The organism is Chitinophaga sp. YIM B06452 (assembly GCF_039655965.1).
Classification (GTDB): domain Bacteria; phylum Bacteroidota; class Bacteroidia; order Chitinophagales; family Chitinophagaceae; genus Chitinophaga.
This window is the reverse complement of sequence record NZ_JAWLKY010000001.1, coordinates 1,727,942-1,754,729: the sequence shown is the minus strand read 5'-3', so window position 1 is coordinate 1,754,729 and position 26,788 is coordinate 1,727,942. Positions and strand designations below refer to the sequence as shown.

Annotated in this window: 22 protein-coding genes; 8 read left to right on the top strand and 14 right to left on the bottom strand. The window is 52.4% G+C overall.

Annotated features, from left to right (window positions below; all coding sequences use genetic code 11):
- Nucleotides 1–13: 13 nt before the first annotated feature.
- The 7 genes from R3I13_RS06980 to R3I13_RS06950 form a co-directional block, all read right to left on the bottom strand.
- Nucleotides 14–1,495 carry a carboxypeptidase-like regulatory domain-containing protein gene (locus R3I13_RS06980; RefSeq protein ID WP_346317210.1) on the bottom strand — a complete coding sequence of 494 codons (1,482 nt, stop codon included), beginning with the start codon at nt 1,493–1,495 and terminating at the stop codon, nt 14–16.
- Nucleotides 1,495–2,037, bottom strand: coding sequence for a sigma-70 family RNA polymerase sigma factor (locus tag R3I13_RS06975; RefSeq protein ID WP_346317209.1), 543 nt, complete (start codon nt 2,035–2,037; stop codon nt 1,495–1,497). Before R3I13_RS06975 ends, R3I13_RS06980 begins: the two co-directional genes overlap by 1 nt.
- 96 nt (nt 2,038–2,133) lie before the next feature.
- Nucleotides 2,134–3,651, bottom strand: coding sequence for a bifunctional phosphoribosylaminoimidazolecarboxamide formyltransferase/IMP cyclohydrolase (purH, locus tag R3I13_RS06970; protein WP_346317208.1), 1,518 nt, complete (start codon nt 3,649–3,651; stop codon nt 2,134–2,136).
- Between the two features lie 12 nt (nt 3,652–3,663).
- Nucleotides 3,664–5,808 carry a ComEC/Rec2 family competence protein gene (locus tag R3I13_RS06965; RefSeq protein ID WP_346317207.1) on the bottom strand — a complete coding sequence of 715 codons (2,145 nt, stop codon included), beginning with the start codon at nt 5,806–5,808 and terminating at the stop codon, nt 3,664–3,666.
- A 92-nt stretch (nt 5,809–5,900) separates the two neighbouring features.
- Nucleotides 5,901–8,717 (bottom strand): carbamoyl-phosphate synthase large subunit, encoded by a 2,817-nt coding sequence (gene carB, locus R3I13_RS06960; RefSeq protein WP_346317206.1) that lies wholly within the window; start codon nt 8,715–8,717, stop codon nt 5,901–5,903.
- A 172-nt stretch (nt 8,718–8,889) separates the two neighbouring features.
- On the bottom strand, nt 8,890–9,321 hold the full coding sequence (locus R3I13_RS06955; protein ID WP_346317205.1) for a hypothetical protein: 432 nt from the start codon (nt 9,319–9,321) through the stop codon (nt 8,890–8,892).
- A 270-nt stretch (nt 9,322–9,591) separates the two neighbouring features.
- Complete coding sequence (locus R3I13_RS06950) at nt 9,592–10,164, bottom strand: helix-turn-helix transcriptional regulator (protein WP_346317204.1); 573 nt, start codon at nt 10,162–10,164, stop codon at nt 9,592–9,594.
- Nucleotides 10,165–10,288: 124 nt separating this feature from the next.
- On the opposite strand from R3I13_RS06950, the gene R3I13_RS06945 reads away from it, so the two are divergent.
- The 4 genes from R3I13_RS06945 to acs all read left to right on the top strand — a co-directional run bounded on the left by R3I13_RS06945 (nt 10,289) and on the right by acs (nt 14,393).
- Entirely contained in the window at nt 10,289–10,531 is a 243-nt protein-coding gene (locus R3I13_RS06945) for a hypothetical protein (RefSeq protein WP_346317203.1), read from the top strand.
- A gap of 88 nt (nt 10,532–10,619) precedes the next feature.
- On the top strand, nt 10,620–10,886 hold the full coding sequence (locus R3I13_RS06940) for a hypothetical protein (protein ID WP_346317202.1): 267 nt from the start codon (nt 10,620–10,622) through the stop codon (nt 10,884–10,886).
- A 235-nt stretch (nt 10,887–11,121) separates the two neighbouring features.
- Complete coding sequence (locus tag R3I13_RS06935; protein ID WP_346317201.1) at nt 11,122–12,267, top strand: tetratricopeptide repeat protein; 1,146 nt, start codon at nt 11,122–11,124, stop codon at nt 12,265–12,267.
- A gap of 212 nt (nt 12,268–12,479) precedes the next feature.
- Complete coding sequence (gene acs / locus R3I13_RS06930; RefSeq protein ID WP_346317200.1) at nt 12,480–14,393, top strand: acetate--CoA ligase; 1,914 nt, start codon at nt 12,480–12,482, stop codon at nt 14,391–14,393.
- Between the two features lie 90 nt (nt 14,394–14,483).
- Here acs and R3I13_RS06925 read toward each other — a convergent pair whose 3' ends face one another.
- The 6 genes from R3I13_RS06925 to R3I13_RS06900 all read right to left on the bottom strand — a co-directional run bounded on the left by R3I13_RS06925 (nt 14,484) and on the right by R3I13_RS06900 (nt 21,214).
- On the bottom strand, nt 14,484–15,038 hold the full coding sequence (locus R3I13_RS06925; RefSeq protein ID WP_346317199.1) for a L,D-transpeptidase: 555 nt from the start codon (nt 15,036–15,038) through the stop codon (nt 14,484–14,486).
- Between the two features lie 118 nt (nt 15,039–15,156).
- A complete protein-coding gene (locus R3I13_RS06920) occupies nt 15,157–18,093 on the bottom strand; it encodes an insulinase family protein (RefSeq protein WP_346317198.1) in 2,937 nt (978 codons plus the stop codon).
- 118 nt (nt 18,094–18,211) lie between these two features.
- On the bottom strand, nt 18,212–18,553 hold the full coding sequence (locus R3I13_RS06915; RefSeq protein ID WP_346317197.1) for a hypothetical protein: 342 nt from the start codon (nt 18,551–18,553) through the stop codon (nt 18,212–18,214).
- Between the two features lie 127 nt (nt 18,554–18,680).
- Nucleotides 18,681–19,616 carry an outer membrane beta-barrel protein gene (locus tag R3I13_RS06910; protein ID WP_346317196.1) on the bottom strand — a complete coding sequence of 312 codons (936 nt, stop codon included), beginning with the start codon at nt 19,614–19,616 and terminating at the stop codon, nt 18,681–18,683.
- Between the two features lie 27 nt (nt 19,617–19,643).
- Nucleotides 19,644–20,702 carry a hypothetical protein gene (locus R3I13_RS06905; protein WP_346317195.1) on the bottom strand — a complete coding sequence of 353 codons (1,059 nt, stop codon included), beginning with the start codon at nt 20,700–20,702 and terminating at the stop codon, nt 19,644–19,646.
- 26 nt (nt 20,703–20,728) lie between these two features.
- Nucleotides 20,729–21,214: an RNA polymerase sigma factor gene (locus tag R3I13_RS06900; RefSeq protein WP_346317194.1), complete on the bottom strand. Its 486-nt coding sequence runs from the start codon at nt 21,212–21,214 to the stop codon at nt 20,729–20,731.
- Nucleotides 21,215–21,659: 445 nt separating this feature from the next.
- Between R3I13_RS06900 and kbl the strand changes: the two genes are divergently transcribed.
- From kbl to R3I13_RS06880, 4 genes are all read left to right on the top strand, one after another.
- The gene (gene kbl / locus R3I13_RS06895) at nt 21,660–22,862 is read left to right on the top strand and encodes a glycine C-acetyltransferase (RefSeq protein WP_346317193.1); all 1,203 of its coding nucleotides are present in this window, start codon (nt 21,660–21,662) and stop codon (nt 22,860–22,862) included.
- A gap of 120 nt (nt 22,863–22,982) precedes the next feature.
- Nucleotides 22,983–23,783: a penicillin-binding transpeptidase domain-containing protein gene (locus R3I13_RS06890; protein WP_346317192.1), complete on the top strand. Its 801-nt coding sequence runs from the start codon at nt 22,983–22,985 to the stop codon at nt 23,781–23,783.
- A 109-nt stretch (nt 23,784–23,892) separates the two neighbouring features.
- Nucleotides 23,893–24,936, top strand: a complete 1,044-nt coding sequence (locus R3I13_RS06885; RefSeq protein WP_346317191.1) for a VWA domain-containing protein — start codon at nt 23,893–23,895, stop codon at nt 24,934–24,936.
- Nucleotides 24,933–25,673, top strand: coding sequence for a tetratricopeptide repeat protein (locus R3I13_RS06880; protein ID WP_346317190.1), 741 nt, complete (start codon nt 24,933–24,935; stop codon nt 25,671–25,673). Before R3I13_RS06885 ends, R3I13_RS06880 begins: the two co-directional genes overlap by 4 nt.
- Before the next feature lie 195 nt (nt 25,674–25,868).
- On the opposite strand, the gene R3I13_RS06875 is transcribed toward R3I13_RS06880, so the two are convergent.
- Nucleotides 25,869–26,741 (bottom strand): helix-turn-helix domain-containing protein, encoded by an 873-nt coding sequence (locus tag R3I13_RS06875; RefSeq protein WP_346317189.1) that lies wholly within the window; start codon nt 26,739–26,741, stop codon nt 25,869–25,871.
- Nucleotides 26,742–26,788 lie beyond the last annotated feature (47 nt).

Here is a 26,788-nt window from a genome sequence, read left to right as displayed (position 1 = left end):
ATCAGCCCCTTTTTTATTCCGCGGGAACCAATTCCACAGGCACTTGCAGGAGCACGAAGGACTCTTTGCCGCTTGGCGGCAGCCATTTCGGGCCATCCTGGATATTTTTTACAGCGGCTTTGCCCGCTTCTTCGCGGAAAGGCTGATGCGCTATGATGTCTTTCAGCATGCCATCGGGCATTACCGTGAAGGAAACAGTTACCTTACCAGCGATCTTTTCTTTCAAACCCTTTACCGGAAAGGCTTTAATAAGCTCAAGGTATTTTATATGCGCAGAATCACCGTAGTACGGGCTTGCGGGGGCATTCCCCTTTTTCGCGGCAGTGCCGTAACCCCTTATCATTATTTTCTTTAACGCCTTCTCCGTCTGTGGCATGCTTACGTTCAGGTGGTTTTGATTGCCGGCAACGGCCACGTTGGTGCTTTCATAGCCCATGTAAGAGAAATCGAGATTGAGTTTCTTATTGGGCTCCACTTTGAGGGCGAAATAGCCCGCCGTGTCTGTCACCGCGGCTTTGTCTGTACCCTGCACGTGGATGACAACGCCGGGAAGTTTCTGGCCGTTCATCGCGTCTATCACCTGGCCGCTGAGGATGCGGAGGTCGTTTTCTTCGGAGTAACGGCGGTATTTGGATTCGGCGCCGGTTACTACGCCTTCTACCTTATTACCCTGCGCCAGGGCCTTCCGTATGGCAAGTTCGCTGCCGGTATCTTTCCTTGAACTGCCGATCAGTATAGTGTCTATGATATTAGCCCTCGCATGCGTTTCCTCTTTTGCGATGAGAGGCGCCGGGGCCGCTGCGTAGGCAGAGGTTTCAGCCGCCCGTGCTGCCGGAGGCGGTGGTGGAACAGCGGTTCTTGCACGCTGGGCTTTTTTTGTTTCATTTATTTTCGCCCGGGTATCGGCCTCTTCTTTTGTTTTGGCTGAAAGTGCCTGCTGTTGGGCATCCTGGCGAGTCTGTTCTTCAGCAGAAGGCACTGCCGCGGCAGGTGCAACATCCTTTTGGACTTCAACGAGCCCTGAAAGCGAATCTGCGGCATCCGCTGCGCTCACATCCGGTTGGGAAGCAGCTACAGTGTCTTTCGCTTTTGGCACTTGCGCAATATCCTGCTCACGGGGATCTTTATTCAACAACAATACCCCGCCAACAGACAATATCACGAGAATAACGGCGGCAGCAACCCAGCGGTAATCCAGGCGGCGGACCCTGGCTTTTGGTGGCTCAACGGCTGATTCAGGACCAACAGCGGCCGCTGCAGGAACGGCTGTTTTTTTGCCGCTGCTCACCCGCTCGTTTAACCGGGCCTGGAGGTCTGCAATGGCAGCAGACTGGTCCGGCTCATACATGGTATATCCTTCCAGCGCGTCTGCCAGGAACGGGTCGTCCAGCGCCTGTTTTTCCAGGGCATGCATGGTCTTATCGTCCAGCTCACCTGCCAGGTACCGGCGGATCAGGTCCGCAGTTGGTTTGATATGTTTTTGATTATCAGCCATTAATTCTTTTCCATACAAATTTTGAGGTTCCGCTTCCCGTTCTGTATATAACTTTTCACCTTCGTCATTTCGTACCCGGTGATCTCTGCCACTTCACGATAGCTTTTCTCCTGCAGGTAAAACAGGTTTACACTGCGCTTCTGCTCTTCCGGCAAGGTTTCCAGGCACTTTTCCATGGCCTGGAGGTTCGCTTCCAGGTTAAACCCGTTCTCAGGATGAATATTTTCGCCGGATTCCATAAATCCGTTGTCGTCTATGGAAACAACCCTGCCCTTGGTGGCCCTGATCTTCATCAGGCAATGGTTGCGGCTCAGCACATGCAGCCAGCCCCTGAAATTCTGCACCTCATGGTTCTTCAGTTTTTCAACCAGCTCTTCGAAGATCTGCATCACGGCGTCTTTGCTGCTCTCTTCGTCCAGGTACTTGAGGCATACGCCGTACACGAGGTTCATATAACGCTCATATAATGCCGCCAGGTAGTCCAGCCGGCCGGTTTCCTTGTATTCCCGGACCAGCGTGGCGTCATCGGCTTCCTTCATCATATGTTGCTGTAAAAAGGGCATCTGCGTTGGCAATACTACAAAAAAAAGGCTGCATCCTGTCCAGATGCAGCCCTGTTTTATGCAGTAAAAATGTGATTAGTGACGGAAGTGCCTCATGCCGGTGATCACCATTACCATGCCGTTCTCTTTGGCGAAAGTGATGGAATCGTTGTCGCGGATGGAGCCGCCGGGCTGGATCACGGCGTTGATGCCTTCTTCATGCGCGATGCGTACGCAATCATCGAAGGGGAAAAATGCGTCGGAGGCCATCACAGCGCCTTTCAGCTCAAAGCTGAACTGTTTCGCTTTTTCGATGGCATGACGCAGGGCATCGATGCGGGATGTCTGGCCGCAGCCTTTGCCTACCAGCTGACGGTCTTTTACCAGCGCAATGGCATTGGATTTCAGGTGTTTGCAAACGATGTTGGCAAACTCCAGGTCCGAGCGCTGTGCCGCAGTAGCTGGCTGGGCGCCGGTATCGTTCCAGGTATCGAAGCTGCCTTCGTCGTTATCCTGCACCAGTACGCCGTTCAGCACGTTCTTGAACATTTTCGCGGTCTTCAGCGGCTGTTTTTGCTGAAGCAGGATGCGGTTCTTCTTGGCCTGGAGTATTTCGAGGGCGGCGGGCTCAAACCCGGGCGCAATCAATATTTCAAAGAAAATTTCGCTGATGGATTGGGCTGATGCTGCATCCACAACCTTGTTGCAGGCCAGCACGCCGCCGAAGGCGCTTTCTTTATCGCCTGCCAGCGCGGCTTCCCAGGCTTCCAGCAATGTAGGTCTGCTGGCAATGCCGCATACGTTGGTATGTTTGATCACGGCGAAAGTGGTTTCCTGGAATTCGGCGATCAGCTGTACCGCCGCGTCTACATCCACGAGGTTGTTGTAGGAAAGCTCTTTGCCATGCAGCTTGTCGAACAGTTCGCTCAGGTTGCCATAAAAAACGCCCTTCTGGTGCGGGTTTTCGCCGTAGCGGCAAACCTGGCCCTGGGGAACGGACAGCTGGAAATAATCTTTCTCTTCTTCGTTGCGCAGCCACCAGGAAGCGATAGCCGTGTCGTAATGCGCGCAAACTTCGAAGGCTTTGGCAGCGAAGTGCCTGCGCTGTTCCAGCGTAGTGGCGCCTTTGCCTTCTGCCAGTGCCTTCTCAAGGTCGGCATACTGGTTTTTGGAAGCAACGATCACCACGTCTTTATAGTTCTTACCAGCGGCGCGGATGAGGGAAACGCCGCCGATGTCGATCTTTTCGATGATGGCTTGTTCTTCGGCGGTGCTTTTAACGGTTTCTTCGAAGGGATAAAGGTCTACGATCACTAGATCTATCTCGGGAATCTCGTACTGCGCAAGCTGCTCCAGGTCCTGCGGGTTTTCCCTGCGGGCGAGGATGCCGCCAAACACTTTGGGGTGGAGGGTTTTAACACGGCCGCCCAGGATGGAAGGGTAAGCAGTGAGGTCTTCCACAGCCACGCATTTTACACCCAGCTCTTCGATGAACTTCTGCGTTCCGCCGGTAGAGTAGATGGTTACGCCTTGCTGGCCCAATGTTTTAACGATATTCTCCAGGTTGTCCTTATAGAAAACGGAGATCAAAGCTGATTTGATTTGCTTTTGCATGCACAGTAATAATTAGAGATTTACAACAAAGGCTCCTTGCTCCGGAACCGAAAAGCAGCGCAAAGGTAGTTTGTTGCAGGCATTTTTCCACTTCCTGACCTGGAAAGCTGAACAGGATGCATCAAAAATGAGCAGATCGTATATAAAAAAATCCTGCAACCTGCTGATATCGACCTTTGGATTATGTGACAACAATATGTAATCTATTTTGATCTTTTTTGACAACGGCGGCGCATGCTGCAGGTTGCCCGTGAGCACCAGCAGGCGTTTAGCGCCCAGGCTTACCAGGCACCCCCCTTGGATATACGAAAGATGAAAAGGGCCATGCCGGCGCTGACCACTATTGACCGGGAGTACCACTTGCTTCCTCACATCGCTCGAATCCTGCAGTCCGCGCAGGTTACAGGTCATTACTGTTCTTTTCACACCCATCTCCAGCTGCGATATGGGCAGCTGTAGATGTTCCAACCCCACGCTATCTCCCAGCCTGAAACTCTCTCTTCCGGTAATAAATTCAACAGCCGTCGCTTTCGGAAGGTTGTAGACCACCAGCCGCTTTTGATGCTGCCATTGTATCCGCTGCAAAGCGCCCAGGCCCATGAAAACCATCATTAACCCCAAAGCACACCACACGAATTCTTTTTTCTTCAACAACCACACTGCCAGGCAAGCCACTGTAAAGCCATATAGCAGGAACATGCCCGTCATGCTCATCCTGATGCCGCTCACTACCGCCCCGGGAATACTGTCCACCCACCGGATGAGCGTATTCATAGCGAAAATGCCGTATTCCAGTCCTCTCCCTGCAAAAGCCGCTACCACCGGCACTTCCGCGATCATCATCAATACGATCTCGCCATACAACAGCAAGGTGGATAAAGGCACGGCCACTACGTTTGCCAGCAGGAAGTAATTCGGGAACTGGTGGAAATAGAACAGGCAAACCGGCCAGGTAAAAGCCTGCGCCGCCAGCGACACCGCCACCATCTGCCAGAGCTTGTCCGGCCACTTCCATTCGATCATCCACAGATCGTACAACGGCTGGTAACAGAGCACAATGCCCGCCACCGCGAGGAACGACAGCTGGAAACCCGCATCCACCAGGAAAAAAGGATTGTAGCTCAATAACAGGAAAGCAGCGGCAGCAAGGGTATTGTAGATATTGGAATGCCTCGCGATCACGAACTGCCCCAATGCAATGGTGGTGAACATCACGGCGGAACGCAGTACGGAAGCCGAAGCGCCGGTGAGCAATGAAAATCCCCATAGCACCGCGATCAGCACGAACGCTTTCAGCAGATCCGCCCAGCGCCTGCGCGGCAGCCATTTCAGCAGCTGCAGCAAACTCACGTAGATCAATCCCAGGTGAAGCCCTGAAATAGCAATGATATGCACCACGCCGGTATTCGTATAGGCCTGCACGACATCGGCGTCCAGCTCGTCGCGGTAGCCGATCAGCAGGGCCTGCGCCACTCCGTATTCTTCCTTTCCAGGGATATACTTTTTCAACGTGCTTAATGCATACTGCCGTGCCGTGGATAACCAATACCCAACGGGGTTTCCACCATTGCCCGGCAGTTGCCGCCAGGCGGAGTCGCTGAGAAATGCCTGGTGATAAATATTCCGGTAGCTGCAATACCGCGCATAGTCAAAAGCCCCCGGGTTGCCGGAACTCCTTATCCGTTGCGGCTCTCCGCGAAACATCACCCGGCTGCCATATGCCAGCCGGGGTGTATCCCTGAAATACAGCAAAGCCGTTCCCCGTACCGCTTTCCATTTTTCATAATGCACCATCACCACATTAGCCTCCGCTTTCCACGACCGCTTTTTCTTTACCGGCGGCTCTTTCAGCACGGCCACGCAATACATACTGTCTTTCACATGATGCCCCAGCCAGCCAGCATGGCGCCTTGCATCGTGTATGCACACCAGCACCATACCCATACAAAATACAATCGCCAGCACAGCCGCGCCACGGTAATGCCGCCAGGCAAAACGTTTCCGGATGCTGAAAAATGAAGGAACTATCCACACCAGCGCACAAACGATCATACACTCCCAGGGGATCAGCGGGTAAAACATCCCGGCTGTAATGCCTGCCGTGAATGGCAGCAGCAATCGAAGGAAAGGCGCAGTGCGCCACAGGTTAACAAACATCGGTTTACAAACAATGATACTTCCTGAATGTACGAAATAAAACAAGCCGCTCCTTTTCGGAAGCGGCTTGTTGTGATATTTTTTTGACCTGGTTATTTGCTCAGGTGCATGCTTCTTTCTTTGTAAAGCGTGCGGAAGTAAGGGTCGCGGAGGTCTTTGATGAAGCGGATGGCTTCGCCGGTAGACTTCATTTCAGGGCCCAGCTCCTTGTTCACACCAGGGAATTTGTTGAATGAGAACACCGGTTCTTTGATCGCAAAACCTTTCAGCTTTTTCTCGATCTTGAAATCGGTGAGCTTGTTCGCGCCGAGCATCACTTTGGTAGCGATGTTCAGGTAAGGCACCTGGTATGCTTTGGCGATGAACGGCGTGGTGCGGGATGCGCGCGGGTTTGCTTCGATCACGAACACCTGCCCGTCCTTGATGGCGAACTGGATGTTGATCAATCCGCGGATGTCCAATGCACGGGCGATCTTCTCCGCATAGTACTCCATGGTGGTCACGATCATCTGGCTGAGGTTGAACGCCGGCAGCACGGCATTGCTGTCGCCGCTGTGGATGCCCGCGGGTTCAATGTGCTCCATCACGCCCATCACGTGGAAGTTCTCGCCGTCGAAGATGGCGTCTATCTCGGCTTCCTGGCAACGGTCCAGGAAGTGGTCGATCAGTATCTTGTTGCCGGGCAGGTGCTTCAGCAGGCTGAGCACGGATGCTTCCAGCTCTTCTTCGTTGATCACGATACGCATGCGCTGGCCGCCCAGAACGTAGGAGGGGCGCACCAGTACGGGGTAACCCACTTCTTTCGCCACTTCAATGGCATCGTCTGTATTGTAAGCGGTGCCATATTTCGGGTAAGGAATGCCCAGCTCTTTCAGCAGGTCGGAGAAGCGGCCGCGGTCTTCGGCGATGTCCATATTGTCGAACGATGTACCGATGATGCGGATGCCTTTTTCGGTCAGCCTCTTGGCGAGCTTCAGCGCGGTCTGGCCGCCGAGCTGCACGATCACGCCTTCCGGCTTTTCCAGCTCGATGATCTCCCAGAGATGCTCCCAGAACACAGGCTCGAAGTAAAGTTTATCCGCCATGTCGAAGTCTGTAGACACCGTTTCCGGGTTGCAGTTCACCATGATGGCCTCGTAGCCGCACTCCTGGATGGCTTGCAGGCCGTGGGTGCAGCAGTAGTCAAACTCAATACCCTGGCCGATCCTGTTGGGACCTGAACCAAGCACGATCACTTTCTTTTTATCGGAAGGAATGCTTTCGTTCTGCGTATCGAATGCGGAATAGAAATAAGGAGTTTTGGCTTCGAACTCTGCGGAGCAGGTGTCTACCATCTTGTATGTGCGGGTAATGCCGAGGGCTTTACGTTTCTCGTATACTTCCTCTTCTTCGCAGTTGGTAAAGATGAGGGCCAGCTGTTTGTCGGAGAAGCCCATTTCTTTGGCTTCCTTCAGCAGGGAGGCGGGCACGGAATCGAGGTCGTGCTCCATCAGCTGTTTTTCCAGGGTCACGATGTCGTTGATCTGGTGCAGGAACCAGCGGTCTATCTGTGTAGCCTGGTGGATGGATTTCACGGACATGCCTTCCATGAGCGCGTCTTTGATGCGGAAGATGCGGTCCCAGGTGGGGCGCTTCAGCTTCTCGATCAATTGTTCGCTCTTCATCAGCGATTTGCCGTAGTAGCCGAGGCCAACGGCTTCGTTCTCCAGGCTCTGGCAGGCTTTCTGGATGGCTTCGGGGAAAGTACGGCCAATAGCCATTACTTCACCTACCGACTTCATCTGCAGGCCGAGGGTATCGTCTGCGCCTTTGAATTTATCGAAGTTCCAGCGCGGCATTTTCACGATCACGTAATCCAGCGCGGGTTCAAAATATGCGGAGGTGGTGCGGGTGATCTGGTTTTCCAGTTCATCCAGCGTGTAGCCGATCGCAAGTTTGGAAGCGATCTTGGCGATGGGGTAACCGGTTGCCTTGGATGCAAGGGCGGAAGAGCGGCTTACGCGGGGGTTGATCTCGATGGCGATCAGCTCTTCATTTTCCGGGTTCATGGCGAACTGTACGTTACAGCCGCCGGCGAAGTTGCCCAGCTGGCGCATCATCATAATGGCCTTGTTGCGCATGTCCTGGAAAGCGGTGTCGCTCAGGGTCATGGCCGGGGCCACGGTGATGGAGTCGCCGGTGTGGATGCCCATCGGGTCGAGGTTTTCAACGGTACAGATGATCACCACGTTATCGTTCATGTCGCGCAGCAGCTCCAGCTCGTATTCTTTCCAGCCGAGCACCGCTTTCTCCACGAGCACTTCGTGAACGGGAGAGGCTTTCAGGCCACGATCCAGCGCTTCATCCAGGTCTTCCTTGCCATGCACGAAACCGCCGCCGGTGCCGCCGAGGGTGAAGGAAGGGCGTATCACGAGAGGGAAACCGATCTCCTGGGCAAATTCCTTGCCTTCGAGCAGGGAATTGGCCGTGCGTGCAGGCGCCACCGGTATGCCCAGCTGGATCATCCACTGGCGGAACTGTTCGCGGTCTTCAGCTTTGTCGATGGCTTTGATGTCTACACCAATCAGTTTGACATTATTCTTTTCCCAGATACCCAGCTCATCCACATCTTTACAGAGGTTGAGTGCGGTTTGCCCGCCCATGGTAGGCAATACGGCGTCGATCTCGTTCTCTTCCAGTATCTGTTCAATGCTTTCCACGGTGAGTGGTAACAGATATACCTTGTCAGCCATCATAGGGTCCGTCATGATCGTTGCAGGGTTGCTGTTGATCAGGATCACCTTGATCCCTTCTTCCCGGAGCGAACGCGCCGCCTGGGAGCCGGAATAGTCAAACTCACAGGCCTGACCAATGATAATGGGACCGGAACCGATAATGAGAACTGATTTGATAGATGTGTCTTTGGGCATCTTTTTTTATTAGCTGTTGTTAATGAAAAACCATGCGATCTTTCAGTGCGAAGCGAACTAAAAAATCGTGCAAAGTTACGGGAATAATTAATTATTCACCGGAGAAATTTAAGATGCCGGGGAGAAATTACCGGTGTGGGTTTTATTTTATATTCAAATAATTCTCAATTCCTTATTCATTCGCAGTAGCATATACATATACGAGCTTCCACTCGCCGCCTACCTTCTGGAATTCGAAGTCTTCGATCGTGGCGGAATCCTCGTCCACCATAGTTTTATCGTCGTCGCTGAGCGTTTTGCGCGCACGGAGCAGGCCGTATTTATTAATGAACTCGTCTTTGGCCGGCATGTTGAGGTAGCCGGAGAAAAAACCGGGGAATTCCTGGCGGCCGATGGTCTGCACCGAGGTATCCGTCAGGCTCTTTTTTACGACAAGCGGAAATTCGATGTACTGGCACACAGCGTTATAGTCTTTTTTGACGATGGCAGTGTAGAGTTTTTTCCAGAATACTTCAAACTCCTTTACTTCGGGAGCGGAGGCCGGTTGGGCTTTTACCACCAGCAGGAACAGGCACGTGGCCAGGGATAGCAGGGCTCTTTTCATAGTTCCAGGGATAGTTGGTTATAGATATAGAAATGCTAATATATGTAATTGTGGGATAAAAAGGAAGCTTCCGGGCAGGGATTTTTCCCGGGTACGCAAAATTTTTTCCCGATATGTGCTGATTATGAATGTTGGGGAGGGTATTTTTGTGCATCATCCCGGCTTGTTAACATCAGAAACCCCTAAAATTCCTGACCTGTGATGACCCTGGGGATGCTGTTGCCGCTGGCAGCGGCATCTTTCTTTTTGGGGATGTCCTTATTAATGGTCTTATGAACGGGTCTGCTCTCTCAGCCTGGAAATTTCCACCAGGGCTTTGTTATAATCTTCCAGCAATTTATAATACTTGTCTTTCCAGCTCTCGATCTCCGGCGCTTCGGGATCGTTATCGTCCACATGATTGGCGCCCAGGAAATCTTTGGCGCTGATCTCCAGCACCTGGCACACTTTCTTGAGCTGCTCGGGGGTGAACACGGGTTTTTCTATCAGGTTGTACAACGCGCGGCGGCTGAGGTTCATCCGGTTGGCCAGGCGGGTCTTGTTCAGCCCCTTTTCCTCGATCAGCTCATCCAGCCGGTGGCCCTGGTGAAGGTCGGTGGCGGGCTGGGAAAGCACGCGGCGGGGGTGCGTCCAGGCATAGAATTCATCGAGACTGATACCGAGCAGGTTGCAGAATTCCTGGAGCTTGGTTCTTTTAATGGCTTCCTGCCGGAAGTAATAGTGCGCGATCTGGTTGGAAAAATGAGCCTTCCGCGCGAAATCCAGGATCTTCATGTGTTTGTCCCGCACGATCTGTTTTAAACGGGCGCCTTCGTGAATAATATTTTTGGGAATTACCTCCACTGTAAATAATTTTTGTTATACTTGTAACAGGTGTCAATAAATAGTGTGATGCTTCTATTATCAATATAACATTTTTATTGACATTTTGAGAAAAACTGAATCAAAATGACAAATTTAACTGCTAATGGAAACAAACCAACTTTCATCCAACAACCTACTGCTGGACCTGCATGCTGAGATGGTCCAGCTGCCCAAAAGCTTTCGGGACAGCGTATGTAAGGAATGCGGCTGGAGCGAGGCGACTTTTTACCGGAAAGCGAAGGGTACCTACCCGTTCAGCAATGCGGAACGGGATAAGATCCTGGCCGTGGGGGACGGCCTGCTGAAGCGCATCCGGGACAGGAGTAACAAATACCGGGGGCGGTGACCTGCACAACAGTGTAAATATTCACCACCCGTACAACAATTTTTCAGGCTAACCCCCGCTTATTTCAAAATCCCAAACCTCCACCACCATGCTAAACACTGAAACCAACCTCAAGACCCTCATCGCCGGTTTTATCCGGCACATGCACGCCGAGGCGGGCGAATCTATCAGACACATTACGGTGACCGTTCATGGCAAGACGGAACATTTTGAGCCGGACCGGCGCATTCAGCACCTCGTATCGGAAAAAATACCGGGCGTGGCCACCATCTCCTACCAGGAAATGTCGCTGGAAGGGCCTATCGACAACCTTGTGGTATTCATCGCTTCCAGCAGGCGGCCCATGAGGCTGTAACCAGCGCGGCGCTTAAAATTATTATTGTTATCGCTGCACACCCGGCGGGCTATATGCCCGTATCCCTATCCCCATCTTGAATACCAGGGGCATCCCGGATCAATTCCGTGTGATGCCCCTGCTTTTTAAAAGCAATGACGGGCACACCTTCTTGCTTTCGTTCTGCAAAAAAAGATATCAACTAATTTCTTCGTTATTATAAACTAAATGCTTAGTTTTATGAAAACGAACCGATATGCTCCGCAGATCTTCCGCATTATTCCTGCTGCTTTGCAGCACCCTCGCCGCTTTCGCGCAAGACCAGTACGATAAGGCCCTGCTGATGGATTATTTCCAAGAACAGCAATACGACAAAGTGATCGCCTACATGGAAGGGACCGTGAAACCGGTGCATGTGAACGGGCTCGCCCTGCTGGCCAACGCATACCTGCAGAACGGGCAGACGGCTGACGCGGAAAGAACCTACCAGCTTGTGCTTGATAAAGATTCCAACCACATTGCCGCGCGGCAGCAGCTGGGCAATATCGCCCGGGCGCAGCAGCAGTATGCCAAAGCCGTTACACATTATTCGAAGCTGGTAGCCTTGCGGCCGGATAACGCGCTCTACTATAAACAACTGGCCCTCGCGGCCTCCAATACTTCCGGCCTGCAGGACACGGCTTTCGCCCTGATGAAAATTTCGTATAACCTTAACCGGAAAGACCCGTCTGTGGTGACTTTCCTTGCGGAAGAATATTTTGACCGCAAAGACTATGCAAGCGCAGACACCGTGCTCAAACAATATTACCTGACGGATTCTGCCAACACGCTGGTTACCGCCGCGCTCGTCAAATCGTCGTACCAGCAAAAGAACTTCCAGGAAGCCGTGAACTACGGAGAATCGCTGCTGGCTGTAAATGCCGTGCACCCCGTCGCTTATCTCTACCTGGCCGTGTCGCACTATTCGCTCGATCATTTTGACAGCACCATCCGCGTGCACGATAAAATGGTAGAATTCGCAAGGGATGCGCCGGAAACGCTGAAGTATTACGCGGCTTTATCGTATGCCCAATTAAAGCAGTTCGACAAAAGCAATGAGCTGCTGCAAGAATGTATCACTGCCGCAAAAAGCCGTTCGCTGGACAGTTATTACACTGCCCTGGCCAATAATTACGAGCAGATGAAACAATACAGGCAGGCCATCTCGCACTACGACACGGCGTATTTCCTTTTCAAAGACCCTATGCGCCAGTACGGCATCGCGCGCATCTACGACCAGTATGTACAGGACCCGCTGAAAGCAAAAAGATATTACCAGCTCTTCCTCAAAAATTCAAAACCTGAAAGCAAAGACGAAAAGAGCATACAGGCTTATGCGAAGGAACGGGTGAAGAGCCTTTAGACCTGAAGATTGCTTCGTCGCCCCACCCGCTTTAGCCCTGCTGCTTCTCGCAACGACGGCCTTTCTCAACCCGGCTCCTGTGGCCGGGTTTTTATATTTCAATTTGAATTAATTCAATGTTATTCTGACATTATTTGATATTGTTCAATCATAAATCATTAAATTTAAGCCCCGTTAAAAAAACCGATAACAAATAAATCTTTTTGGGAATCATGTCGTACCCATACCAACTCAAGAGCTTCGAAGAATACCAGCAGGCCTGGCAGCACAGTGTAACCGATCCGGAAGGATTCTGGGCCAACGTGGCCGATCATTTTTACTGGCGCCGCAAATGGGACAAAGTGCTGGAATGGGATTTCAAGAAACCGGACGTGAAATGGTTTTCGGGCGCACGCCTCAATATCACGGAAAACTGCCTGGACAGGCACCTCGGCACGCTGGGCAACCAGCCAGCCATTATCTGGGAGCCCAACGACCCGGAAGAAAGGCATCGCATTCTTACTTACAGGGAATTATATAACAAGGTTTGCCAGTTTGCCAATGTGCTCAAGAACAATGGCGTGAAAAAAGGCGACAGGGTTTGCATTTACATGGGCATGATCCCCGAACTGGCTATCGCCGTTCTGGCCTGCGCGCGCATCGGCGCCATCCACTCCGTAGTGTTCGGCGGCTTCAGCGCGCAGTCTATTGCAGACCGTATCCAGGATGCGCAGGCCAACCTTGTGATCACCTGCGACGGCGCTTTCCGCGGCGCAAAGGACATTCCCCTCAAATCAGTGATAGACGATGCGCTGATGGTTTGCCCTTCCGTGAAAAAAGTGATCGTATGCACCCGCACCCGCACGCCGGTGAGCATGCTCAAAGGCCGCGATGTATGGTGGGAAGATGAGATCAAACAAGTTGAAACCATGGGCAACCCGCCCGTGCCGGCCGAAGAGATGGATGCGGAAGACATGCTGTTCATCCTCTACACTTCCGGCTCTACCGGCAAACCCAAAGGCGTGGTGCATACCTGCGGCGGTTACATGGTATATGCTAATTATACTTTTATCAATTCATTCCAATACAAGCCGGGACAGGTTTACTTCTGCACGGCAGACATCGGCTGGATCACCGGCCACAGCTACATCGTGTACGGTCCGCTGAGCGCAGGCGCCACCACATTGATGTTCGAAGGCGTGCCCACTTATCCTGACGCCGGGCGCTTCTGGGATATCGTGGACAAGTTCAGGGTAAACATCCTGTACACCGCGCCCACAGCCATCCGCAGCCTCATGGGCTTCGGGCTCGGACCGGTGAACCATAAAGACCTCAGCTCGCTCACCACGCTGGGCACTGTAGGCGAACCCATCAACGAAGAGGCCTGGCATTGGTATAAAGACCAGATCGGGAAAGGCAAATGCCCCATTACCGATACCTGGTGGCAGACCGAAACAGGCGGCATCATGATAGCGCCCATCGCGGGCATCACGCCTGAAAAACCAGGCTACGCCACGCTGCCGCTTCCCGGCATACAACCCATACTGGTGGATGAGAACGGGAAAGAAATAGAAGGGAACGGCGTGAACGGGAACCTCTGCGTCAAATTCCCCTGGCCCGGCATGATCCGCACCACTTACGGCGATCACGAACGTTGCCGCACCACGTATTTCTCCACTTACGAAAACCTCTACTTCACCGGCGACGGCTGTCTCCGTGACGAAGACGGTTATTACCGCATCACCGGCCGTGTAGACGATGTATTGAACGTGAGCGGCCACCGCATTGGCACCGCCGAGGTGGAAAATGCGATCAATATGCACGCAGGTGTTGTGGAAAGCGCTGTGGTAGGCTATCCGCATGAGATCAAAGGCCAGGGCATATATGCATTCGTGATCGCCGAAAAACTGGTGAAAGACGCAGAGCTTACGCGGAAGGATATCATGCAAACTGTTTCCCGCATCATCGGCCCCATCGCGAAACCGGACAAGATCCAGTTTGTGAGCGGCCTCCCGAAAACGCGCTCCGGCAAGATCATGCGCCGCATCCTGCGCAAGATCGCGGAAGGCGAACTGGACAACCTCGGCGATACCACTACCCTGCTGGATCCCGCTGTAGTGGAAGAGATCAAGACCGGCAGATTGTAAGCACTGACTAAAACTAAAATATAACGGCTGTCGCTTTTTAAGGCGGCAGCCGTTTTCTTATTCATCCATATCAAAGTCCGTCGTTGCCGGCTAAGGCCGGATCACCACTGGTGTGCCAACTTTCACCACATCATAGATCTCGTTGATATCCCCGTTCTTCAGGCTCACGCATCCCAGCGTCCAGTTGATGCGCTGGTCCACGTAATAATCCCTGATGCCCGACGCATACTCCACGCCATGCAACCCTATGCCGCCGCCAATATCCGCACTGCGCGATACCTGCCCGCTGGCCTGGCGCTGCTGGAATTTGGAATAGGATTCGGCGTTGGGATAATCCAGTAACAGGAAGCGGCTCCAACGGCTGTCGTAACGTTTGGCGGAAATGCGGAACGTACCGTCGGGCGTGCGCTTATCGCCCTGCACATATTTATCGGCAGTGGAATTGCTGCCGAACACGACCTTATAGATCTTGATCAGCGTTACGTCTTCATAAACGTACATCCGGTAATCACTTTTATCGACGAGCAGGAAAACCTTGTCGGCATCTATTCTCGAAGGGTTGAGCCTAACGGAATACAGGTCGGAATTATTGTGCTCAAACGCAAAAAGCGGTAATACGACAATCAGAAAGCAAAAGCGCCACATGGTAACATAGGTGATTTATCGAATTCTTAAACGAAGAGCAAAGTGTGAATATTGTGTTAAAAAAATGAGACGCGCAATTGCGCGTCTCATCCCTGTATTTTTAGTTTGATGCAACGGATTAATAACCGAAGATCTCTTCCAGCGAAACTTTTTGTACATCGCCATATTTCTTCAGATCATCGAGGCTCACTTTTTTCTCAGATGCCAGGATGCAGTAGGAATAAGGCTTACCGGCAATATTCTGCTGGTGAAGTTTTTTCACATCGTCAAATTTCAGGTTATCTATGGTTTCGTACACGCTCTTGCGGATGTCTGTATCCAGCCCGAGCTTTTGTGCGCTGAGGTAGCTGAACACGATGCCGTCTTGCGTGATCCTCTCTGTTTCGAGGTCTTTCTTGAGGCTGCTGCGGGCGGTTTCGAAGCTCTTTTCAGATTCAGGGATCACATTCAGCAGTTCGTTCATCCCTGCAATCGCTTCGCTGATCTTGTCTGCCTGGCTGCCTACGTAAGCAAGCACGGCATAGCGGTCTGTCTTTTTATTGGGCTGTGCATATACCGCGTAAGTGGAATACGCCAGCGCCTTGGATTCACGGATGGTCTGGAATACGATAGAGCCCATGCCGCCGCCGAAGTAATTGTTGAAAAGGTTCACCACGGCTGCCTGGCGCGGATCGTACAGCTCGCCGTTGCGCACCCAGTTCACTTCAGCCTGCACCATGTCGTAGTCTGCAAACAGTACTTTATTCTGCTGCATCACGGCTTTCTCGAATTGCTGCTGCGGCATATCTTCTTTGAAGGAAGCCGGCTGCTGGTGCAGCTTCGCGATCTTCGCTGAGGCGGCGTCCAGCTGGTCGGGACCATAGTAGATCACGGTATGGCGGTATGAGGGCAGCTCATGCAGGATGGCTACCAGCTCCGCGGCGGTGATCGCGTTCAGTTCTTCGGTGCTTAGCTGGTTATTGAACGGATTCTTTGCCCCGTATGTTGCATAGGAACGCAGGCCGCTGAGGATTTGCGCTTTGTTCAGCTTGTTATCGGCACGCACTTTCTGCAGCCTGTTCTTCATGCCGGCCAGCACCTGTTCGTCTGCTTTGCAATTGTTGATCAGGTGGTCGAACAGCTCAACCGCCTTGTCAAAATTCTCCTGCAGGCCGGTGATGGAAATGGTGGTTTCTTCGTTGCCGGGTTGCACGGCGAAGTTGCAGGCGATATTGTAAAACTGTTTGCTGATCTCTTCGGAAGAATATTTGTCTGTGCCCAGGAACTGCAGGTACTGCGCGGCCAGCGGCAGCTTTTTGTTGTTCCAGCTGCCCATGTTGAAGCGGTAATACAGGCGGAACAGGCCGTTGTCTTTATTTTGTACATACAGCAGGTCCGCATGGCCGGCCTTCCCTTTCTGGATGTCTTTGCTGTAATCCAGCCATTGCGGTTTCACAGGGGTTTCGGGCATGGCGGCTACCTTTTGCAGGAAGTCGGACTGTGCGTCGCGGTTCACTTCTACGGGAGTGATCGGTGGTTTTTCAACCTTCACAATGCTCTTGTCTTCGCCTTTGCGTTTGTACAGCAGTACGTAATTGTTGACGAGGTATTTGTTGGCAAAGTCCATGATGTCTTTCCTGGTCACTTTGCTCATGTCTTCGATGTAAGCCACATCGTACAGCCAGTTCTGGCCGCGGTGTTTAATGAAGGCGTCCATCAGGCTGTTGGCGCGGTTGCCGTTGCTTTCCAGGCCCTGTATCTCGTACAGTTTGAAGTTGTTTACGATAGCGGTGATGAGGCTTTCATCGAACTGGCCTTTGCGGAGAATGTCTACCTGTGCCAGCAGGAGGTCTTTCACTTCATCGAGGCTCTGGCCTTGTTTGGCACGGCCGCTGAGGGAAAATACCGTGTAGTCTTTCCAGGGCATGTTGCTAACGCTGGCGCCCAGCACTTTCTGTTGTTTGTTCAGGTTCAGGTCCATCAGGCCGGCTTTGCCGTTGGACAGTATCTGCGACAGCACGGTGAGGATCACGGCGTTTTTGGTGTCCAGCGCGCCGGGCATGCGATAGGCGATGTTTACATTCTCTGCGTCAGGGCCAAACACTTCTTTCACGATGGGGCTGGTGATGGGCTTTTCCACCGGGGCTTTGTATTCGGGCACGGGTTTCTTCTGCATGTAGGCAAAAGATTCATCGATGCGTTTGATCACATAATCGGGATCAAAATCCCCGGCCATCACGAGGGCCATATTGTTGGGAACGTAGTATTCGTTGTAGAATTTACGGATCGCGATCAGCGAAGGGTTCTTGAGGTGCTCGACAGTGCCGATGGTGGACTGTTGCCCGTAGTTGTGCGTGGGGAACATGGTTTCCAGCATGGTTTCGTACATCTTGCGGCCATCGTTGTCCAGCCCGCGGTTCTTTTCTTCGTACACGGCTTCGAGCTCGGTGTGGAAGATGCGGAACACGGGATTTTTGAAACGTTCTGCCTGCACGGCCAGGAACTTGTCTACGGCGGTGGACGGGATGTCTTCTTCGTACACGGTCTCTTCTACCCAGGTATGTGCGTTGGTACCCTGGGCGCCCATATTGGTCATCATTTTATCGTATTCATTGGCGATCGCGTATTTCGCCGCGAGGCCTGAAACGCTGTCTATCTGGTGGTAAACGGCTTTGCGGGCTTCCGTGCCGGTGGTTTTGTTGTATTGGTCGTACAGCGCGGTGATCTGGTCCAGGAGGGGTTTTTCTTTACTCCAGTCCAGCGAGCCGAAGTGGGTGGTGCCTTTGAAGAGCAGGTGCTCCAGGTAGTGCGCCAGGCCGGTATGGTCTTTCGGATCGTTGTTGCTGCCGGCGCGAACGCCAATGAGGGTTTGGATGCGGGGATCTTTTTTATTGACGCTGAGTATAACGGTAAGGCCGTTCTTCAGGGTATAAAAGCGGGCCTGCATCGGGTCGCCGGAAATATAGCGGTAGGAATACCCGCCGGAGGAGGCGTTTTTCCATTCGTGCTTTGCCTGGGCCGAGACTTGCTGGGTGGCGGCCAGCACCAGGACGAGGAACAGATTAATAATTCTCATACAGTTGGTTTGAAGATTTTCAAACCAAATATAAAAATGCGCGGGCACATTCGGCGCTGAAACCTTGAAAATATGCGCCTTGACAGGATGAATGGTCAAAAAGTCCGGCTGCAACCGATTACCAATACATCAGGCTGGTCGCAAACACGCGATGGGGTACCAGCGGGCCGGCGGCAGTCTGGAACGTTGAGTCTGTTTTAACGTACAATACGTGATAATGATTGGTAACGTACAGGTTATGATCCCCGCGGTATGCCTGGAAGAGGCTGTCGGGCATGTAAACCAGTGATTCCGTTGCCTGCGGGGCAGGTAATTTAGGTGTGCTTCCGGGGATGTTCACTTCGGTGGCGGGATTCGGGGTTCCACTCAATTCCGTAGGACTGGCCGGTAATTTCAATTTGCTTGCATGCATCAACACTATTCCACTCACTACAGCAACAAACGACAAGATGGATCGCATACTTCTCAAGTTTGGTTGTGTACAGTTTTAATAGGATAACTCAAACCATAGGATTGTTACCCAACCTATTCATATATTTCCTGGTTTTCCCTGCTTTTTGCTTTATACGGTTCTGCAAAGGTAAGTATTAGAAACCGTTAAACCGAAAACCGACTGAAAAAGGGTACTGTTCAAGGCCGTAATCGTGTAGCGGGGTCAGCGCAAAATTACTGTAGAGCTTAATGGGCCCGTAGGCTACTTCGCCGGTGAGTCCGAATCTCCATTTATTCAGGCTGAAATCGTCTGTCAATCTTACTTTACCGCGTTCTTCGCTCACCTGTTTGGTACGGGATTTAAGCAGGTAACCACCTTGAACGCCTAAACTTACTTCAAAACTCCTGCCAGGTTTTGCAGGATTTGAATTAAAGTTCAGCATAAGCGGGACTGACAGGTATTGTGCATATAATTTATTCTTCGAAAAATTCACCGAATCGCGGATAACCGTGGTGGAATAACCCGGCACATACGTGATGTTGCGGGCGAACCGGTAATTGTTCATCTCCAGGCCCAGCGCATATATCAGGTTCAGTTTATGTTTCCTGATGTTCAGCCTTTGCATGATCACCCACACGTTGAAGTTGATGGATTTGGCGGGTATCACCTTGAACTCCGCGGGCGTGAGCGGTTCGCTGGCCATGCGGGGGGCAAAGTTGTTGAGCGCCGCGCCGGAATAATCGAAGCTCTTGCTGGCATACGCCTGGCCATAGCTTACACCGGGATAATAGGCCGCGCCGCCCCCGCCCGGGTGCAGGGACATGATCATGGCGGCGGGATAATCGCTCTTGTCGCGATAATTGTTAAAGCCCAGGTCTACCACCAGCCACTTGGTGTGCAGGTTCTTTTTCAGCTTCTGGCGTGCATAGGCAGTATCCTGGTAGGCTTTGAAAACACTCTTCCCTTCGGCGGTTTTACCTTTTACGATGATCAATCCCTTGATCTGTATGGTATCTATGGCCGCCTGTTGGGCAAAAGCGCCCGCAGACAGGAAGATCGTAAAAAGGGTGAGTAAAATTCTATGCTTCATATGACTGTGCCGTTTTATGACGGTCCATTATTTATTATTTCTTTTTCTTGAAAACAGCTTGGCCACATTCGTGACCTTATCCAGCACCTTGCTCTCCAGCCCGTTGCCGGTCACGGACATGATCAGCTCCCCGGGCTCCTGTGCGGGCGGCGGGGTAGCCAGCGGGGCTGCAGCCTGTATGTCGATAGACGGCTTGCCGTTCATAGCCAGCACCGTTTCGCTCTCTTTTACCTTCGGGATGCCGTTGGTCAGGTCCGCACTCACAGCCTGGCGGGCGGCGGGCTCGGGGGCATGCGTACGGAGGCTGGAAAGGTCCGCTGCTATGGCAGCCCGCTCCACATCGTTGTTCGGTACGGTTTCCGTATTGGCGGTCTTACTGGAAGAAGCCTGCGCCAGAACGGGGCGGGCAACTGTATTTTCCTTTTGGGCAGGGGCCTGCTCAACCGTATTTTCCTTCACCAGTGGCGGGGCGGGAACGGTTTCCGCAGGAACCGGCTGTGTGCTGGCTTTGTTTTCCACCACCCCGGCATCTGCAGGCTGGGCCGGTTGGTTGGCGGCGGTCACGGCAGGGGTTGCCGGATCGTCCTGCATAAAGGAATTCCTTAACAGGAAAAGCGCGCCGGCGAGTACCGCTGCGGCAGCCCACCAGTAAGCAGGGCGCATGCGTACCGTGCGGGCGGCATGACGGTAAAGCACCGGTTTATTCTCAAAACGAACGGAAAGATCCGGCTCCAGGCGCGTTTTTTCCCAAACGGCCAGTTCCTGCCTGAGCTGCGGGTGCACGTCCATGAAAGCCTCCAGCTCTTTGGCAGCCTGGGGGCTCAGCTCGCCGTCCATATAGCTGAGCAGCCGGCTTTCGAAGTTCTCTTCCTGTGCCTGGCTGCTTTTGTAGAGGCTGGCCTTATTGCTGAAAACGAGGGGTTCCGGCTGGAGGCGGGTGGCCATCAGCTGGTCCAGCTCGGCCCGGAGGTGCGGGTGCTGGTCAATGAAAAGTTCGAGCGCCAGTATTTCCTCCGGCGTCAACTCCCCGTCTACATAGCTGTAGAGATACTCCTCGTAGTTTGATATGTGAATGTCTATCGACATAAAATACTGATTTTGAATACCTTTTTCTAAATCACGTTTTCCATTTTCACCAGGTATTCCTTCAGGTGGGCTCTTGCCCGGTGCAGGTAAACTTTCACCTGCGAGGGGTTGAGCTTCATGATCTCCCCTATTTCTTCGTAGCTGTACCCTTCATAGTCTTTCAGGACTATCAGGGACCGCTGTACGTCGCTGAGGCGGTTAAGCGCCTTTTCTATAATGGCCCTGGCATTGTGTATCTTTTGTTCCGTCACCTTCGCCTCTTCCCTGAACTCCTCTACCAGCGACACCCTTTTCACCTTCCGCACATGATCGATCATATTATGGTACGCTACGGTAAACAAGTAACTTTTGGCCTTCTCAAAAGGCACATCATTACAATGTTTCCATAATATTTCAAACGCATTCTGTACTACATCCCTGGCATCTTCCGCATGTTCCAGGTTCTTGACAATAAAACGGAAGAGATTATCGCTATACAGATCCACGCATTTGTTGTACTCCTTTTCCGTCATCCGGCGATAGGTTCTTTAGAGTGCTAATTTCCGACAAATTGTTGAATAGCGCCGACTTTCCCTTCGGATGGGGACCGGACCGGCTATATCACCAGTTTCATGACAGAAATTCCACCATACGCCACGCTTTTTAACGATCCCCCGCTCAGCAACAACCAGGGGACCAGCGCACCTTAGGCGGCGCCCGACGGGCATCCCGCCCCCGAAAACAGCCGTAAAAGCCGGGAGGCAGAAGGCGGATAGAGCAAACCACCGGATCATGGGGCGAACAGTACTTTCGTCATAATCTACCGTCTATGATAATTGTATGACGCAAACCGGCAAACAAATGTTACACCTCCGTCAAACTTTTTATCCTTCCCGCATTTACCCGTCCCACCCTTTGCAATCCTTGATACATTTATTGCCCTAACTTTGTTAGTGACAGACAAAAACAAACAAAATCATGAACCAAAATTTCATCAAACGTTTACAACTCGAGCTGGATGAAATCAATAATGCCGGGCTGTACAAGCGGGAAAGGATCATTACTTCGGAGCAGGGCGCGGAAATTACCGTGGGCGGCAAAACCGTGATCAACCTCTGCGCCAACAATTACCTGGGCCTTTCCTCCCACCCCAAGGTGGTGGCGGCAGCGAAAGAAGCCATAGATACCCATGGCTACGGCATGAGCAGCGTGCGCTTCATTTGCGGCACGCAGGATATTCATGCCGAGCTGGAACAAAAGATATCCAAATTCCTCGGCACCGAAGATACTATCCTCTATGTGGCCGCCTTCGACGCCAACGGCGGCGTGTTTGAGCCGCTCTTTTCCGAGCAGGACGCCATCATTTCCGACGCCCTCAACCATGCCTCCATCATAGACGGCGTACGTCTCTGCAAAGCCCAGCGCTTCCGCTACGAGCACAACAATATGGCAGACCTTGAAGCGAAGCTCAAGGAAGCCGCCGGCGCGCGCAGCCGCATTATCGTGACAGACGGCTCTTTCAGCATGGACGGCACCATTGCCCAGCTGGACAAGATCTGCGACCTGGCCGATAAATACGACGCCATCGTGATGAGCGATGAGAGCCACAGCAGCGGCTTTCTCGGCAAAACCGGCCGCGGCACCCATGAATACCGCGGCGTGATGGGCCGGGTAGACATCATTACCGGCACCCTCGGCAAAGCCCTGGGCGGCGCTTCCGGCGGTTTCACCAGCGGGAAGAAAGAAGTGATAGACATGCTCCGCCAGCGCAGCCGCCCCTACCTCTTCTCCAACTCCGTGGCCCCCAGCATCGTAGGCGCTTCTATCGCCGTGCTGGACATGCTGAGCGAAACCACCGAGCTGCGCGATAAACTGGAATTCAACACCCGCTACTTCCGGGAAAAAATCACCGCCGCCGGTTTCGATATCAAGCCCGGCGACCATCCCATCGTTCCCGTCATGCTCTATGACGCCAAGCTGAGCCAGGAATTCGCAGACAAACTGCTCCAGGAAGGCATTTACGTGATCGGGTTCTTCTACCCCGTGGTGCCCAAAGGCCAGGCCCGCATCCGCGTGCAGCTGAGCGCAGCGCATACGCAGGCCCACCTGGACAAAGCGATTACCGCCTTCACCAAGATCGGCAAAGAACTGGGCGTGCTGAAGGCCACCGCCACCGTTTAAAACATACCATTCCCCGCCGGGGGAAGATAATTCCAGGATGACGGGCAGAAACAAACGCCCGTCATTCTTTTTTATAGCGGCTTGCCGTACTTTTGCCCCGTCAACAAAAAACGTATACTGATGAAATTGTCCGGCCTGCTGCTGACCATCGCCATCCTTTTCGGCGCCTGCACTCCCAACAACGTGAAAGATGCTAAAGAATGGGAGAAATATTTCGCCAAACATAAACTGGAAGGCACTTTCATGATGTTTGACAACGGCCAGGGCACATTCAAGGTGTATAATATAGACCGCGCCAAACAACGTTTCACGCCGGCGTCCACCTTCAAGATATTCAATTCCCTCACCGCACTGCATACCGGCGCAGCCAGCGATACCAATATGGTCATCAGGTGGGACAGCATCGTTCGCCCGGATACGTCCTGGAACCGCGACCTGACCATGTCACAGGCTTTCCGCGTTTCCTCCGTGCCTTATTTCCAGGAGATCGCCCGCCGCATTGGCAAAGATACCATGCAGCGCTGGCTGGATTCTGTCGGTTACGGCAATAAAAAGATCAGCAGGATCGATACTTTCTGGCTGGACAACTCCCTCCAGATATCGCCCGACGAGCAGCTGGGCTTCGTAAAACAGCTGTATTTCAACCAGTTGCCTTACCAGAAACGCGCGCAGCAACTGGTTTGCGGCATGATGATCCAAGAGACGACCCCCAAATATATCCTGGCCTGGAAAGGCGGCTGGGGCCGCGCAGGCGCAAAACACATCGGCTGGATGGTAGGCTGGGTCGAGGAAAACCTGCATCCCACCTTTTTTGTGCTGAATTTCGAAACGGAAGACCCGGACCCCGATATCGAGGGTCTGCGCATGGAGCTGACCCGCAGCATCCTCACCGAAGAGGGCTTTTTCAAAGGAGAAAAGTAAGCCGCTGTTAAAAAACTCCTAAATCATTTCAGAACACCCTTGTAATACGTTATAAAAAAATTATTTTTGAAATTGCTCCCCGGCCTGAGCCGGGGTTGCTGTTTTAACCATGTTAAGATTTCAACATACTGAATACCTCTGGGCTTTCGTCCTTCTGATCATACTGGCCCTTTCCTTCGCCTGGGTAACCTGGTGGAAGCGCCGTTCCATTCGCCGTATGGGCGATCCCGTTATGGTGGAAAAGCTTTTCAGCGGGTATTCCCGCCGCCTTTTCACTTTCAAGTTCCTGCTGCTTTTCACCGCCTTCTTTTTCGGCGTGATCGGCCTGGCCAATCTCCAGAAAGGCAGCCGCGTGGATAAGATCACCCGCAAAGGCGTGGACGTGATCATCGCGCTGGACGTGAGCAAGAGCATGCTGGCCACAGACGCCAAGCCCGACCGCCTCACCCGTGCCAAGCAGCTGGTCACCAAGCTGATGGAAAAGCTGGACAATGACCGTGTGGGCCTGGTCGTGTTCGCCGGCAACGCCTACCTGCAAATGCCGCTTACTATCGACTATTCCGCCGCCCGCATGTACCTCGGCAGCATCACGCCCGACCTCATCCCCCGCCAGGGTACGGAGATCGACGAGGCCATCCGTGTGTCTGACGAAGGATTCAATAAAAAAGAACGCAAGCACAAAGCGCTTATCATTATTTCAGACGGCGAAGACCATAACGAAGGCGCCATCAACGAAGCCAAAAAAGCGCTGGAAAACGGCGTGGTGATCAACACTGTCGGTATCGGCTCCCCTACCGGCTCGCCCCTTCCCGATCCTGAAACAGGCGGGTTGAAAAAAGACAATGAAGGCAATACCGTTGTATCCAAACTGAACGAAGACGCGCTCAAAGCCCTTGCCTCCACCGGCAAAGGCATGTACTTGCATCTCATGAACAATACAGACGAGGTAGTGGATGCGCTGGCGGATAAGATCGATAAAATGGAGCAGAAAGAGTTCGGCGAAAACGTGTTCACCGACTACAACAGTTATTTTCAATACTTCCTGGGCATCTGCCTGGTACTGATATTGCTGGAATTCTTCGTGCCGGAAGGCAGGAAGAAAAAAGCGGGGGAAGCAGCACTGCCCGGACTTAAAACAGCAGACGCAGCATGAGGAAATATATTTTTCATATAACCATTACCGTTATAGCAACCTTGTTTGCGCAAGCAGGCGCATTTGCACAGGAAGGCACCAGCAAACTGATCCGCCAGGGCAATGCCCAATACAAAAAGCAGCAGTACGCCGATGCCGAAGCCAGCTACAAAAAGGCGCTGGAACGGAACAACAAATCCGTGGAAGGCAGCTACAACCTGGCCAATTCATACTACGAACAAAAACGCTTCGACGCTGCCCGCCAGCAATATGCCAATACCATCAAAACCGCCACCGGGAAAGATGTGAAGGCAGACGCGAGCTACAACATCGGCAATACCTTCATGGAAGATAAAAAGTGGGAAGAAAGCATCAAAAGCTACAAAGCCTCCCTCAAAGCCAATCCCGCAGACGAACAGGCCCGCTATAACCTTGCCTACGCACAAGCCATGCTGAAAAAACAACAGCAGCAGGGCGGCGGCAAAGATGATAAAGAGAACAAGGACAAACAAAAAGACCAGAAAGACAAAAAGGACCAGGAGAAAAAAGACCAGCAGAAGCAGGATCAGAAACAAAACCAGGATGAGAAAGAGCAGGACAAGGAACAGCAGCAGCAACCGCAGCCCAAGCCCAGCAAGCTTTCGCCTGAAGAAGCCAAGCGCCTCCTGCAGAACCTTGCACAGCAGGAAAAGAAACTCCAGGAAGATAAGATGAAGAAAGTGAAAGGCACGCCGGGCAGTGTAGAGAAAGATTGGTAACGGCGCCCAAACATACTTGCATAAAAAACTAAACCGTCCCGAAAAATTCGGGACGGTTTTTATTTCTACTTTCCTTTCCAAATAAAGAAACGCGTTCACTTAAAACGCGTCTAAAGCATGGGTTCCGTTAAAACGTGGTGTAAAATTACTTCGCAATTATCCTCCCGGTTTGGACAAAGGGAAGATTAACTGGTATTATTTGAACATTGTTTCCCTGAATTCATGGGGCGAAGTGCCCGCGTGGTTCCTGAAAAAACGGCTGAAATAAGCCGGGTCCTCGAACCCAAGCTCGTAGCAGATCTCCTTCACACTGCGGTTGCTGAAGGCCAGCTGGCGTTTTGCTTCCAGCACCAGGCGGTCGTGCACCATATCCGTTACCGTTTTATTGATGGCGTCCCTTGTGATCTCGTTCAGCCGTTTGGGCGTAAGTGAAAATTGCTGCGCGTAGAACCCGGCCTGGTGCTCCGTCCTGAAGTTCTTTTCCACCAGCCTGCGCAGCTGGATGATCCTGGTGTCGTGGTTCAGCAGGATAGGCGAGTTCGCAACGTTATGTTTTTTCTCCCGCTCCGCCAGCAAGAGGAAAGCGTTCAGGTAATGCTTGATCACGCTGCTGCTGCTGCCTTCGAACTGCGCGGACAGCTCCTGCCGCATGAGCGTGATGATCATGCCCAGGTTGGCCGCCGCCGGCTTGCTGATAAAGATGGGCGCATATTCCTGAGAATCGTCGAACAGGGTGGTGAAATCGTATAAGGTCTCGCGTTCGTGCTTGTTGGAAAAATAAAATTTCTCCGTGAACGTGATGCTGAACCCAAAGATGCCTTTGGCGGGTAACTGGTGCACCTGCCCCGGCCTTAAAAGAAAGAGCATATTGTCTTTCAGCTCATAGGTCACGAAATCCACGATATGATCTCCCGCGGCCCTGGTGAACCACAGGATCTGGAAATCGTGATGCCGGTGGGGAATGCCCGCCAGTTCCGTCTTAAAGCTCTCCACCTCGAACACGCTGAATTGCCCGGTGAGCGGTAATTGTTGATAGGGTATCGTATCCACGGTATTATTTTGCTGCATATAGTGGTTAAATAGCTGGTTACAAACAAATTGACACGATAAAACTA